At 40.3% G+C, this 13,246-nt stretch carries 11 protein-coding genes; 6 read left to right on the top strand and 5 right to left on the bottom strand.

Annotation, left to right across the window (positions count from 1 at the left end; all coding sequences use genetic code 11):
- Positions 1-44: 44 nt before the first annotated feature.
- From AACS98_RS12350 to AACS98_RS12340, 3 genes are all read right to left on the bottom strand, one after another.
- Positions 45-1,004 (bottom strand): hypothetical protein, encoded by a 960-nt coding sequence (locus AACS98_RS12350; protein WP_066380189.1) that lies wholly within the window; start codon positions 1,002-1,004, stop codon positions 45-47.
- Positions 994-1,893, bottom strand: coding sequence for a hypothetical protein (locus AACS98_RS12345; protein ID WP_066380188.1), 900 nt, complete (start codon positions 1,891-1,893; stop codon positions 994-996). Before AACS98_RS12345 ends, AACS98_RS12350 begins: the two co-directional genes overlap by 11 nt.
- 114 nt (positions 1,894-2,007) lie before the next feature.
- Positions 2,008-2,478 (bottom strand): hypothetical protein, encoded by a 471-nt coding sequence (locus AACS98_RS12340; protein WP_066380187.1) that lies wholly within the window; start codon positions 2,476-2,478, stop codon positions 2,008-2,010.
- 360 nt (positions 2,479-2,838) lie between these two features.
- Between AACS98_RS12340 and AACS98_RS12335 the strand changes: the two genes are divergently transcribed.
- The 3 genes from AACS98_RS12335 (at position 2,839) to ftsH3 (ending at position 6,418) form a co-directional block, all read left to right on the top strand.
- On the top strand, positions 2,839-3,624 hold the full coding sequence (locus AACS98_RS12335) for a hypothetical protein (protein WP_066380185.1): 786 nt from the start codon (positions 2,839-2,841) through the stop codon (positions 3,622-3,624).
- Positions 3,625-3,700: 76 nt separating this feature from the next.
- Entirely contained in the window at positions 3,701-4,489 is a 789-nt protein-coding gene (locus AACS98_RS12330; protein ID WP_066380183.1) for an aminotransferase class IV, read from the top strand.
- A gap of 87 nt (positions 4,490-4,576) precedes the next feature.
- Complete coding sequence (gene ftsH3 / locus AACS98_RS12325) at positions 4,577-6,418, top strand: ATP-dependent zinc metalloprotease FtsH3 (RefSeq protein WP_066380181.1); 1,842 nt, start codon at positions 4,577-4,579, stop codon at positions 6,416-6,418.
- Positions 6,419-6,576: 158 nt separating this feature from the next.
- On the opposite strand, the gene AACS98_RS12320 is transcribed toward ftsH3, so the two are convergent.
- Both AACS98_RS12320 and AACS98_RS12315 read right to left on the bottom strand, forming a co-directional pair.
- Positions 6,577-7,548 carry a 50S ribosomal protein L11 methyltransferase gene (locus AACS98_RS12320; protein WP_066380179.1) on the bottom strand — a complete coding sequence of 324 codons (972 nt, stop codon included), beginning with the start codon at positions 7,546-7,548 and terminating at the stop codon, positions 6,577-6,579.
- Between the two features lie 213 nt (positions 7,549-7,761).
- A complete protein-coding gene (locus AACS98_RS12315) occupies positions 7,762-8,877 on the bottom strand; it encodes a precorrin-8X methylmutase (protein WP_066380177.1) in 1,116 nt (371 codons plus the stop codon).
- A 234-nt stretch (positions 8,878-9,111) separates the two neighbouring features.
- On the opposite strand from AACS98_RS12315, the gene AACS98_RS12310 reads away from it, so the two are divergent.
- The 3 genes from AACS98_RS12310 to nifV form a co-directional block, all read left to right on the top strand.
- Positions 9,112-11,031 (top strand): heavy metal translocating P-type ATPase, encoded by a 1,920-nt coding sequence (locus tag AACS98_RS12310; protein ID WP_066380175.1) that lies wholly within the window; start codon positions 9,112-9,114, stop codon positions 11,029-11,031.
- A 244-nt stretch (positions 11,032-11,275) separates the two neighbouring features.
- Positions 11,276-11,770 carry a phosphate-starvation-inducible PsiE family protein gene (locus AACS98_RS12305; protein ID WP_066380174.1) on the top strand — a complete coding sequence of 165 codons (495 nt, stop codon included), beginning with the start codon at positions 11,276-11,278 and terminating at the stop codon, positions 11,768-11,770.
- A gap of 475 nt (positions 11,771-12,245) precedes the next feature.
- Positions 12,246-13,246 (top strand): homocitrate synthase (gene nifV, locus AACS98_RS12300; RefSeq protein WP_066380173.1); only part of this gene is annotated, 1,001 nt, incomplete at its 3' end.

Here is a 13,246-nt window from a genome sequence, read left to right as displayed (position 1 = left end):
TGTACTGGATTTAATCGCAAAGTGCTGTAAGTAGCTAGCATTGATTAAAAAGGTAAAAATGAGAGTAACCGTATGGTTAATTTACCTACTTGTGGCCAGATAAACCTTAAAATAGGTTTGACAATTTCTGGTGTCAATAATGAAATAAATAGCATCAAAAATGGGTTAATATTACTCAATCCTTGAAAGCCACTCACAATCATACTGGAGATAGTAGAAATTACACCCCATGCCCAATCATTTAAATTTTTAGCTTGAATCGGAGTAAATCTTTGTAAAAAACTCACTAACAATGGACGACTACAAGCTATCCCAAGAGTCGCGCCTATCCAAGTGGCTATTGATGAAAACCAATGACCTGAATGTAAATGATAAGCTAAAAAACCCGCAGGTACAAGGGAAGCTATTTCCCAAACTAAAATATTTAAATTTTTGCGAAAATAGCTCAATATTTCTTCTGTCAGCCAATAATGTGCCGAAATCACCCTTGCACAGTTTGGGTTGGTATTTAAAAAGTTATGTTGTATCTTGTGAAAAATGTCTCCATGCAAAAAGATATTGCTTTGTAAAACTATTTCTTCCTGATAATAAGAATTAAAGGTAAATTCAGTCTGTAAGCTGACTTGTTGTCTAATCTCTCGATTAAAAATAAAATTCACTATATTGAATAAAAGCAGAATATAAAATACAGGCAGCCATGTTATTTTTTTCGGATGATTGAGATGTTGATTGTCTCTTTTTTCTGCTGCCGCATGAGTTAATGTTTCAGCTTCACTATCATGGAATTGTATACTAATTGGGTTGTAACTAATGCAGGTGTAGTAACAAAGCGGAATCAGCAGACTAGGAGGAATATATAAATTTTTCCCTGTTGCTTTGGCTTGCTGAATTTGTTGCACAATGTTGTCATTCAAGTTAAAAAAATATTGGCATTCTTTAACTTGAATTTCCAGGCGATCGCCTTGAGGAATTTGCAACGACAAAGAGATGAAACTATCGTTCATTGGGGGTAAAATTCGCAATACTCTGTACCAAACCCATCAAAAAATTTAACGTTCCACGCCATTGTTTCTCACCAGCTACTACCCCCTCATTATGTGCCTTTAAAATTAAATTTTTGGCATCTTCAGATAAGGTAAACAAGTCCTTATGATATCTAGTAATAATATCTCCATCTAGCTGCATCACAGTTTGGGCATAAATCACATCAATGTCTGTACTGTGAATATCTCCACCATCAAGGGCTGCTTTTAGTTCAGAAATTTTCCGCAGAGTTCGTACAAATTTATCATTGTGCAGCATTTCTTGAATTTCTGCCCGTCGTTCCGGCCAAGTTTCTCCATTTTCATCGACTTGACCATTCTTGTTGTCTAAAATTGGCGATGGATGCGGTAATATTGGTCTGCCTAGTTCTATGTGTCCTGGATCAGTTTCTATGATTTCTCCAGCCTGTTGTTTTTTCAGCAACTCTAGACGCTGATAATACCTTTCTATTTTTTGGCGTTGATGTTCATTTAAATTATCCTCAGCATCTAAAAGACAATAAAAATATTCTCTTTCTAGTTGTGCAAATAAACTTTTATAGCGTTTACACAGATTGTCTGCATCGCACTTATGTTGTATATCTTCATCTGGCATCTCTGCCGAATCAGGAATTCCTTTAACGTGAAAATAGTCAGCATCATTAATACAATAAATTTCTTGATAGGCATCCCAAGCATTAAATTTAGTAGCAGTAATTTTATCCACAACCATAGTATTAACTTCTAAAGCTGTGATATCTTCTACCAATAATTGTACAGATGAGACAAATTTCCCTAACAAGTTTCTGGCTTGAATCTGAGGTTTAACCCCATTGCCATTTTCAGTTATGACACCTTTACCATTCTTCATAGTCAAACCCTACAAAATATTTTATTAATCCTAATTTATGCACACAAATTAACCTACAGGTTTAGCTGTCTATCTGTAGTAATTAAAGTGTAAGTGTGTGCTATTTAGTATTAGTTAAATACGAGGATTAGATTGTTGTGAACTTTTACGAAATTTATGTAATTCTATCAAAATTCTATATATTTTATGGACACATTCTATATTCTTAGAAATAATTTCTCGACTTTCTTTGACTTGAGTTAAATGAAATTCCCGTAGTTCTGCATAGGGGCCATTACCCACATACTGACTACCAATTTCATTTGTGATGTCGCCATCAATGAGATTAATGACTGTATGTATGCGATTACCAGCTTTAGGTGTTTGTACTTTATTTTGTAGTTCATCGCCATCTTGAATAGATGACTCTGGTACCCAAGTAGTAATTTCTAATTCAGTTAAGTCCAATAAAGCAGATTTTACAGCACTAACTATGTCATTAACTTCCAACTCGTTGGCATTATTCAGGATGGATTTAAAAGCATTATTATTCGGCTTCTGGGTTCTTCGATGACTTAGAGAGGTTGGTTCAAAAGTATCTACCATGATGTTTTCGATCAGTCAAGTTTCAATAGGAACAATGGTAATTTTCAGTTCAGCAGCAAGTTGCTGTCATATTATTTCATAAAACTCAGTAAATCTAACACCATTACCAGAACCTCAGATCAGTTGTTGTGAACATAGGGAAATATCTGGTTTATATGCCATAATTTTCTCTATTTATAGAAATATTTATCTTAGTTTACAAAAAGAATAGTACAATATAACCCAAATTACTGATTTTTTTAATAACTTTTAAACTAAGCTGAAATACTTAGTGAGCATTACAATCAGTAGGATGTGGCACTCTGTTAAAAAGTAGCATAATATACTAAATTAACTTGTTGGAGGAATATCAGATAACTTATGCTGCTATCTCGTCAAACCCTGATCACGCCGTTGTTAGTCTGCTTGTGTATATTAGGAATAGGCTCTCTGCAATGGCCGAGGTTGCAAAAGCTGTTAAATAGTCAGCAATATACTGCTTTAGAAACTTTAGAAACAGAACTAGCAGCCGAAAAATTACGGCTGAAATTACTGAAACAACTGCCCAGTTTTGGTTATGATAACTTAATAGCAAACTGGGCATATCTAAATTTTTTACAATACTTTGGTGATGATGAGATACGGGCAAGAACTGGCTATAGTCTTAGTCCTGAATATTTTGAAATAATTATCGAACGTGACCCCAGATTTTTAAAAGCTTATTTAAGCCTTTCTACCAGCACTTCTCTGTATGCTGCCATGCCAGAACGGGCAATAGCTTTGATGGAGAAAGGTTTAAAATCTTTATCTCCCAAGGTTCCTGCAAAGTCTTATTACGCATGGCGTTATAAAGGCATAGATGAGTTATTATTTTTAGGAAATGCTCAAGCTGCCCAGCAGTCTTTTACAGCAGCAGCCAACTGGGCTAGTGAATATACAGATGATGAAAGTAAATTTATAGCGTTCACTTCGCAAAAAACTGCTGAATTTCTCAGCAGTAACCCTAATAGCAAATATGCACAAATTTCTACTTGGGCAATGATATTAAATAATCCAGTTGATGATAGAACTCGTAAAAGAGCAATTACCGCGATTGAGAGATTAGGGGGACAGGTAGTTACAAACCCAGACGGCACTAATAGCATTAAATTTCCAGAAACAGATTAGTCATTAGTCATTAGTCATTAGTCATTAGTTATTAGTTTCTCTCCTCCGCTTCCTCCGCTTCCTCCCAGTCCCTACAATGTTTTGGTACAATGGCAAACTCATTGAGTCGGAAACTTTGATATTAAATATTTATGATCCAGGGTTACTTTATGGTGCTACGGTTTTTACAACGCTACGGGTATATGGCAACTCCCTAGATAGTAGTTTAACTAACTGGCAAGCACACTGCGATCGCCTACTTTTTTCTCTCACTTCCTTTGCTTGGCAACAACCAGACTGGCAACGTTTGCGTCAAGGTGCAGAGGCGATGCTGAAACACTTCCCGGTTCTCAGAATCGCCATCTTTCCCGATGGTAGAGAATGGATCATTGGCAGACTCTTACCAGAGGATTTGTCAAGCAAACAACAGCATGGGGTGGTGTGCGCCATTGCTAATACAGAATTATCTCGTAGCCTCGCCACTCATAAAACCGGCAATTATCTCGGTGCATGGTTAGCTATTAACCAAGCTAAACCCCATGCCCAAGAAGCTATTCTAGTAGATAATCAAGGAAATTGGCTAGAAACTGCCACAGGGAATCTTTGGGGGTGGGCTGATGGGAGTTGGTGGACACCACCACTAACTGCGGGGATATTGCCGGGAATTAGCCGTCAGCACATCATTAGCTGGCTGCACCAGCAGCAGGTAAAAGTGAAAGAAATACCTTGGACACCGAAATTAGTTACAGGCTTAGAAGCGATCGCCTACACTAATAGTGTGGTGGAAATCATCCCCATTCATACAGTTGTTCAATCTAGAGACTCGCTACAATATGATCCCTACCATCCTAACTTTCAGCAACTCAGAAGCTCATTCTTAGCATGACAGATTAGTGATTATGTTATACCTTAAGATAAGTTAACATAATTCTAATAATGCCCTACGCACAAAAAGACGGGAGGATAAACCTCAGTGAATAAAAGATGGAGAAATGCGGGGCTGTACGCGCTGCTATTTATTGTTGTAATTGCGCTTGGGACAGCTTTCTTTGATAAACAACCCCAAAGTCGGGAAACATGGCGTTATAGCCAGTTTATTCAAGAAGTGGAACAAGACAGAGTTGAAAGAGTTAGTTTAAGTGCAGACCGTTCCACAGCGTTGGTAACGCCCAAGTACGACGCTAATAAGAAACTTGTTACCTTAGTCAACGACCCAGACCTAATAAATACACTCACTACCAAAGGTGTTGATATTTCTGTACTGCCTCAAACCGAAGAAGGATTTTGGTTAAAGGCACTCAGTAGTTTATTCTTCCCTGTATTGCTTCTAGTTGGCTTATTCTTCTTGTTGCGTCGCGCTCAAAATGGCCCTGGTAGCCAAGCTATGAACTTTGGTAAATCCAAAGCTAGAGTACAAATGGAACCACAAACTCAAGTTACCTTTGGGGATGTGGCAGGAATTGACCAAGCTAAACTCGAACTCAATGAAGTCGTAGACTTCCTCAAAAATGCTGACCGCTTTACCGCCGTTGGCGCGAAAATTCCTAAAGGCGTACTGTTAGTAGGGCCTCCTGGTACTGGTAAAACCCTCCTGGCGCGTGCTGTAGCTGGGGAAGCTGGAGTACCTTTCTTCTCCATCTCTGGTTCTGAGTTTGTGGAAATGTTCGTCGGTGTGGGTGCTTCCCGCGTCCGTGACTTATTTGAGCAAGCTAAATCAAACGCCCCCTGTATCGTCTTCATCGATGAAATTGACGCAGTAGGTCGTCAACGTGGTGCTGGTTTAGGTGGTGGTAACGATGAACGGGAACAAACCCTCAACCAGTTACTCACCGAAATGGATGGTTTTGAAGGTAACACTGGTATTATTATTATCGCTGCTACCAACCGTCCCGACGTACTAGACGCAGCCTTATTACGTCCCGGTCGTTTTGACCGTCAAGTTGTGGTTGACCGTCCCGACTATGCTGGACGTAGTGAAATCCTCAGAGTTCATGCCCGTGGCAAGACCTTAGCTAAGGACGTAGACTTAGATAAAATCGCCCGTCGTACCCCTGGCTTTACTGGTGCTGATTTATCCAACCTGCTCAACGAAGCCGCTATCTTAGCAGCTAGACGCAACTTAACTGAGATTTCGATGGATGAAATCAATGATGCCATCGATCGCGTCTTAGCTGGCCCCGAAAAGAAAGACCGGGTAATGAGCGAAAAACGCAAGACCCTAGTAGCTTATCACGAAGCTGGTCACGCCTTAGTGGGTGCATTAATGCCCGACTATGACCCAGTACAAAAAATTAGCATTATTCCCCGTGGTCGTGCCGGTGGTTTAACTTGGTTCACCCCCAGCGAAGACCGCATGGATACAGGCTTATACAGCCGTGCTTATCTGGAAAATCAGATGGCTGTGGCTTTAGGTGGTCGTTTGGCGGAAGAAATTGTCTTCGGTGAAGAAGAAGTGACTACAGGTGCTTCTAACGACTTGCAACAGGTAGCGCGTGTAGCCCGTCAAATGATTACCCGCTTTGGCATGAGTGATAGACTCGGCCCTGTGGCTCTTGGTCGTCAGCAAGGTAGTATGTTCTTAGGTCGAGATATCATGTCTGAGCGTGATTTCTCTGAAGAAACAGCCTCTACTATTGACGAAGAAGTGCGTAAACTTGTAGACACAGCCTACAGCCGTGCTAAAGAAGTGTTGGTAAATAACCGTCACATCTTAGATGAAATCGCGCAAATGCTGGTTGATAAAGAAACCGTAGATGCGGATGAACTGCAAGAAATTCTCGCGAATAACGATGTGAAAACCGCAGCGTTTGCTTAATTTCTCGTAGTTGAAAGTTTCATATATTAATTAGGGTAATTCTGAATTTATCAGAGTTACCCTAATTTTTTGATTTCAGGATTTGGTAGGGTGTGTTAGCGACAGCGTAACGCACCGTACATAGTATTTTAGTCCGGTCACGCTACTACGTATATGTATTAACTGTTGGGTATGTGCTGTTTTGGCAGTCTCCAAGCCAGTGCAACTAAATCATCTAACCGTTCACTATCAACAAACTCAAGTCCTGCGGCTGTTAAGGCGACTTTCACATCTTCCTCATGGTCTGTTGTAAAACCTGCGACTATCAATAGTCCTGCGTGTGTATCAGTATAACGCAACGTCCGCCGAAAATCATCAGCGAGGGCAATATGCACCCTAGACAAGATATTAGCAACGATCAGGTCAAAGCTACCTGTCGCCTCAATTTTAGGGACATCCTTGATTTCATTTCTGCCCATCCAATGCCCTAACTCACTACCGCTTCCCAGGCTTCCTTCCATGACTTTTACTTGCTGTTCCACTCCATTAAGTTGTACAGCATCCTGGGTTGCTTCTACGGCAATGCTATCATTATCTAAAGCTAAAACATTAGCTCCCAACTTCGCCATTGCTACACTCAAAATCCCTGAACCTGAACCTAAGTCAAGGACGTTCATACTAGGGATAATGTGCTTTTCTAGTAGTCGCAAACAAATAATAGTTGCAGGGTGTAAACCAGTACCGAAGGCTAAACTTTTTTGCAGTCGTAAAGTTATTTCATCTGCTGATTTCGATTGATAAACTGCATCCGGTGTGAGGATGACAAACCGTTTACCAATACGATGCACAAAGGGGTTTTGTAACTCTGCATTTGTGTCTTTTTCTTCAACAATTGTGGTTTCAATTTCTGTTGTGAGTCCGGTACGATGTAAAGGTGAAAGCAAATTGACGATTTTTTCTACACGCGATCGCACCTGAATATCGTAAGCTAAATATAAGCGAATCGTACATTGCCAATTCGTCGGCGTGACTTCATGTTGAGTGTATTCTGTAATTTGAATATCATTAATATCAATAGTATCAGCCAGCAGCGTACACACCCAATCAACCGCCTCATTTGTTGTATCGAGGCTCAATTCCATCAACGCCATACTCTTTTCCTCGTTAGCTGCATCGCTGTCGAGTCAATCTTAACCTGATGGTATGAAACTCACCCTCAGCCGATAACTTTTTCATCCTAACTGATGATGGCAGCATCTGAATATATCTGGTAAATATAACCCGTTAATCCACCTTAAATCACTCCAGTAGATAAACTAATTCATAAAATTGCCATCAGCAATATAAGAGGACTAAAGTCCTCACTACAAACATTTATTTAAATAACAATGACAATCAGGCTTGTCAATTAATGACTCAACTAGGGAATTCAGCGCAGTAGCAGCTAATAAGCCGCCGCCAATCGTTCCTTCAATGGTGATGAAAGGTATATTTTGTTGCATTAGTTGCCGCTTGGCTGCGGGAGCATGACTAAAGCCAATGGGCATTCCTATGACTAAGGAGGGTTGTATTTTCTGCTTTTGTATAAGTGTACAGGCTTCCAGTAATACCGAAGGTGTATAACCAATTATTAATATGCAACCCTCGCTGACTTGCTGTAATTTGGCTCGCCATTCTTGATGTTGCCAGAATTCCTGTTCGGCTTCTGTGACAGTATTAATATGGGGATTGTCTATTAAAATTTTGACTTGAGAGCCTAAGTGAACTAAGCGAGTTTGATCTAAAGCTGCGGCAATGGTGGGAATATCCACCATGATCTCACAGCCAGCAGCTAGGGCGGTGCGGCTAGCGGCGATCGCACCTTGACTGATTCTGATAAAAGATACTAAGCTGACATCACCACAAGCTAACACTAACTGAGATATTAAATGTTGTTCTATCTCGGAACGCTGGGATAAATCAGGTAGTAAGTGGTGCAATGATTCTGTAAAGGTTTCTGAGTGGGTGTGTACTGCTGCGTCTAAACCTTGCCAAAATTTATCTAAACTGTCTAACCCGGCTTGGGTTTCGACTTCGATTAATTTGAGTTGGGCTAAGACTTCTGCTTGTATAATTTGACAATGGCGATCGCGTCCTAATAATCCCTCTAAAGCTGAGGCTGTTTGGCGCAGTTGGGCTATTTGCTGGATTACCGCCCGATATTGTTGTTGTAATTGCGCGATTAAATTCGGGTTGGTGTCTAGTTGTGGTTCTACTTCTAGAATTTGCCGAATGTGATTGAGTTGGAATCCTTGCTGCTTGAGTGCCATAATTCTTTGCAGCCTAATCACATCTTTTTCAGTATACAGTCGATAATTGCTAGGCGATCGCACTGGTTGGGGTAGTAAGCCTAATTTATGATAATGTCGCACCATCCGGGGTGTAATTCCACCACCGACAGTTTCTGTTAGTTCTTTGATGGTGAAGAAGGTTGTATTCATCGTTACATTTGCCGAGCAATATTTTTTTGTTTCGCGCATACCGCTAAAGCGGAACCGCAGGGAAGGCGCATTCGCCGTAAGGCGTTCCGCTTGCGGTAGGCGCAAAGAAGAACGCGAAAATCACTATTTTTGCCTTCGCGTTTCCTATTTTTCTTAATTATAAGTATCCATACTCTTGACTTTAACATTGATGTCAAGGTTTAGCTTGAGAGTTGTCGTTTATCTGCAACTCTGATGCTTTACCCACAGCGTTTTAGCCAATTCACTAAAGAACACCCAGATACTTTAGCCGCTTTATTGTGCGGCTTATTTTTACTTTTGGGTTGGTTAGCTTTACATTTCGGTTGGTTGGGTGTAGCACTTTTTCTGTTACCTGCGGCTTATGTTATCGGTGGTTACGACAGTGCGCGGGAGGGTTTGACTACCCTGTTTCAAGAGAAAGAACTTGATGTAGATTTATTGATGATTGTGGCTGCTATTGGTGCAGCAGTTTTGGGTTTATGGCGTAGGGAATATTATTTAATTATTGATGGAGCTATTTTAATTCTGATTTTTGCTATCAGTGGTGCGTTGGAAGGTTACGCTATGCAACGCACTGAGAGGAGTATTCGCAGTTTGATGAGTTTGACACCAGATACTGCTAGAGTTTTACACGCGGGAGGAAATGAAGAGTTAATTCCCATTAACCAACTAAAGGTAGGCGATGAAATTATTGTTAAACCCGGTGAATTGATTCCTACTGATGGTATGATTATTTCTGGTGAGAGTACCATAAATCAAGCTGCAATTACTGGTGAGTCTTTACCTGTAGAAAAGACTGTGGGTGATGAAGTTTTTGCAGGGACACTGAATGGTTATGGTGCATTGCAACTCAAGCTACACAAACCAGCTTCTAGCAGTTTGATTCAGCGTGTAATTAAGTTAGTTGAACAAGCACAAACAGAAGCACCACCTTCTCAAGAGTTTATTGAACGTTTTGAAAGGGGATATGCAAAAGTAATTGTGATAGCTGGGGTATTACTGGCAATTTTACCGCCGTTTGTCTGGCGTTGGGACTGGGAAACGACAATTTATCGGGCTTTGACTTTTTTGGTGGTGGCTTCTCCCTGTGCTTTAATGGCGGCAATTATGCCAACATTATTATCGGGAATTGCGAATGGTGCTAGACAAGGTATATTATTCAAGAATGGGGCGCAGTTAGAAAAGATTGGTAAAGTCAGAGCGATCGCCTTTGATAAAACTGGTACTCTGACAACAGGACAATTGCAAGTATCTCACGTTATCGCGACTGCTAATTTTTCCCGTGATCATGTCTTGAAAACAGCCGCAGCTTTAGAAGCTTCCTCAGAACATCCCATCGGACAGGCAATTGTACAAGCTGCTAATAATTTAACATGGTCGCGTGCCGTTGAGGTGCAAGCCATACCGGGAAAAGGAATTGTGGGTACTGCTAACAACCAACAGGTAATAGTCGGGAATAAGACGTTTTTGCAGGAGTATGTCACCCAGTTACCAGAGGAGTTATTAACAACAGCGCAAACTTGGCAACAGCAAGGCGAAACTGTAGTTTGGGTAGCACAAGGGGCAGCAGAATATGAGATAATTGGGTTGATTGCGATCGCCGATCAATTACGTTCCGAAGCAGCAGCAACTATCGCCCAGTTGCGAGAAGCAGGGGTAGAAAAAATTATCATGATTACCGGAGACAATCAACGTACTGCTTCTAGTGTTGCTCAAGCCGTCGGCATTGATGTAGTATATGCTGAACTCCTACCAGAAGATAAATTAGATGTAATTCGCAGCTTACAGAAACAATATCACACAGTCGCAATGGTAGGAGATGGAATTAATGATGCACCAGCTTTAGCCCAAGCAACTGTAGGTATTGCAATGGGTGCAGCAGGTAGCGACGTTGCACTAGAAACCGCAGATATAGTATTAATGACAGACAGACTGGAAAAAATAGCCACGGCGATTACATTAGGCAAGCGATCGCAAACCATCGTCAAACAAAATATAATCATTGCACTAGGGTTTATTGCTTTACTGTTGCTCGGTAACTTTCTCGGTAATATCAACCTCCCCATCGGTGTAATTGGACATGAAGGCTCTACAGTATTAGTAACCTTGAGTGGACTAAGATTACTGAAATAGAAAGTAGGGGTTTAGCACTGCTAAACCCGTACAAAATTAGGTATCTGAAACAACTGATTTTTGAGGATATCATCCAGATTCATCCGCGTGCATCTGCGTGCATCTGCGTTTAATTATTTTTGCTTGATTTGAGCAACACCATCTATTTAATTGTTAACAAACACAGAAGAAATCAAGAAATCAAAATACAACTTATTGATTTAATTGACTATCATAGAAAAAAGCCTCATCATGAAGAGACAATATGCCAAAACGGATAGTCACCCAGATAAATACCTGGTTCAAACGAGATAGAATTGTCAATAACTTAGAAATTTTTCAAGACATCATTATCATCTCCTTGTGCGTCGGCTTGTTTTGTGTGATGCTCATCCGCCTCGTTGAGATGTTTTTATCTTTGTTAAACCCCTTAGATGTACGGGAAATCACCTCTGACATTTTATTTATTTTGATTTTAGTAGAATTATTTCGGTTGTTAATTGAATATTTACAAACTCAGCAAATATCCGTAGGTGCAGCCGCCGAAATTACGATAGTTTCTGCCTTGCGGGAAGTAATTCTCAGAGGAGTGCTAGAAATTCCCCGCGAGCAAATTTTAGGTATTTCTCTATTTTTAGGAGTTTTAACAGTTATTTTAGTCGCCATTCCTTTAGTGTCTCGCTTGTTTGAACAGGTGAGAATTACTCAACCAGAAACATCAACAGAAGATACAGAATTATTATCAGAACATTCGACTTGATGAGTCAAAGCTAAAAGGTTTGGAATATTATTTTTATGCTGGTTTGCTAGTAATAATCTGCAAGTGAGCCAAAACTGTAGTCTACTTAACAATTTGACTGGTCTAATCATAGTAAAAATGTAGTATTGGCGTTATATTCTGATGACATGAATAACTAAGTATTCCTTTTAATGAAGAAGATTTTTCTAGAGATTACGTAACCTATCAATTGGCAAATATTAGATTAATTTTTCCAAATAAATGTATTGTTTATTAAAATTATATTTTGCATTTGTGAGGATACACCGCAAAACAGCAAAGTTAAAGATAAAAAGAGCAATGATGTCTGTTTTGTAACTTCGCATTCAAGTAATAATTCCGCTTGCGCTGAGTTATGGATTTGACATACAAATTTATAGATGCTTGATGTAAGTTAAGCTGGAGTTCTCACTCGATAGAACAACAGACAAATCAGATTGTGAGTAAGGGGTGCTACATGAGTCAAGTTGTAATTAATGACACTACGTTACGGGATGGTGAACAAGCGGCGGGTGTGGCGTTTAACTTAGAAGAGAAAATAGCGATCGCCACCTTTCTTGATACCATTGGTGTAGATGAAATCGAAGTTGGGATACCGGCTATGGGGAAAGCTGAACAAAACGCCATAGCTGCTATTCGTGAATTAGGTTTGCAAGCCAAACTCTTAGGTTGGAATCGTGCAGTTATTTCTGATATTCAAGCTTGTATCGCCTGTGGTTTGCAGCGAGTACATATATCAATTCCAGTATCTAACATCCAAATAGCCGCAAAATTTCAAGGAAAATGGCAATTAGTCCTAGAAAAACTGAAAGATAGCCTCAATTTCGCCTTAGATAAAGGGCTTTTCGTCTCCGTAGGCGGAGAAGATAGTTCTAGAGCCGAAGACAACTTTTTGCTAGATGTAGTGCTGTCAGCGCAAGAATGGGGAGCATCAAGATTCCGTTTTTGTGATACAGTAGGAATTCTCGAACCCTTCACCACCTACACCAAAGTCAAACAACTGGTAACAGATGTAAAGATACCCATAGAAATGCACACTCATAACGACTTTGGCATGGCAACAGCCAACGCACTGGCGGGTATCAAAGCGGGTGCATTATCAGTGAATACTACAGTTAATGGCTTAGGCGAAAGAGCCGGAAACGCCGCTTTAGAAGAAGTCGTCATGGCTCTCAAACATTTATATCACTATGACTTAAAACTCGACACACCCCGTTTACTAGAGATATCAAGGTTAGTAGCATCCGCATCAGGTTATGATGTGCCACCGTGGAAAGCTATCGTAGGGGAAAATACTTTTGCTCATGAGTCAGGAATTCATGCTCATGGTGTACTACAAAATCCCCAAACCTATGAACCGTTTGCACCCGAAGAAGTAGGGAGAGAGAGAAACTTAGTTATAGGTAAGCATTCTGGAAGACATCTATTATCTAGTGTACTGCAAAAATACGGCATCAT

It is taken from the genome of Anabaena sp. CA = ATCC 33047, from assembly GCF_963870205.1.
GTDB lineage: Bacteria > Cyanobacteriota > Cyanobacteriia > Cyanobacteriales > Nostocaceae > Trichormus.
Note: the sequence above shows the minus strand (reverse complement) of the source record. Positions and strands in the feature narration are given on the sequence as shown.

Coding starts and splice junctions, on each gene's coding strand:
- AACS98_RS12350 (WP_066380189.1), bottom strand. CDS start 1,004: ATGAACGATAGTTTCATCTCTTTGTCGTTGCAAATTCCTCAAGGCGAT.
- AACS98_RS12345 (WP_066380188.1), bottom strand. CDS start 1,893: ATGAAGAATGGTAAAGGTGTCATAACTGAAAATGGCAATGGGGTTAAA.
- AACS98_RS12340 (WP_066380187.1), bottom strand. CDS start 2,478: ATGGTAGATACTTTTGAACCAACCTCTCTAAGTCATCGAAGAACCCAG.
- AACS98_RS12335 (WP_066380185.1), top strand. CDS start 2,839: ATGCTGCTATCTCGTCAAACCCTGATCACGCCGTTGTTAGTCTGCTTG.
- AACS98_RS12330 (WP_066380183.1), top strand. CDS start 3,701: ATGTTTTGGTACAATGGCAAACTCATTGAGTCGGAAACTTTGATATTA.
- AACS98_RS12320 (WP_066380179.1), bottom strand. CDS start 7,548: ATGGCGTTGATGGAATTGAGCCTCGATACAACAAATGAGGCGGTTGAT.
- AACS98_RS12315 (WP_066380177.1), bottom strand. CDS start 8,877: ATGAATACAACCTTCTTCACCATCAAAGAACTAACAGAAACTGTCGGT.
- AACS98_RS12310 (WP_066380175.1), top strand. CDS start 9,112: ATGCTTTACCCACAGCGTTTTAGCCAATTCACTAAAGAACACCCAGAT.
- AACS98_RS12305 (WP_066380174.1), top strand. CDS start 11,276: ATGCCAAAACGGATAGTCACCCAGATAAATACCTGGTTCAAACGAGAT.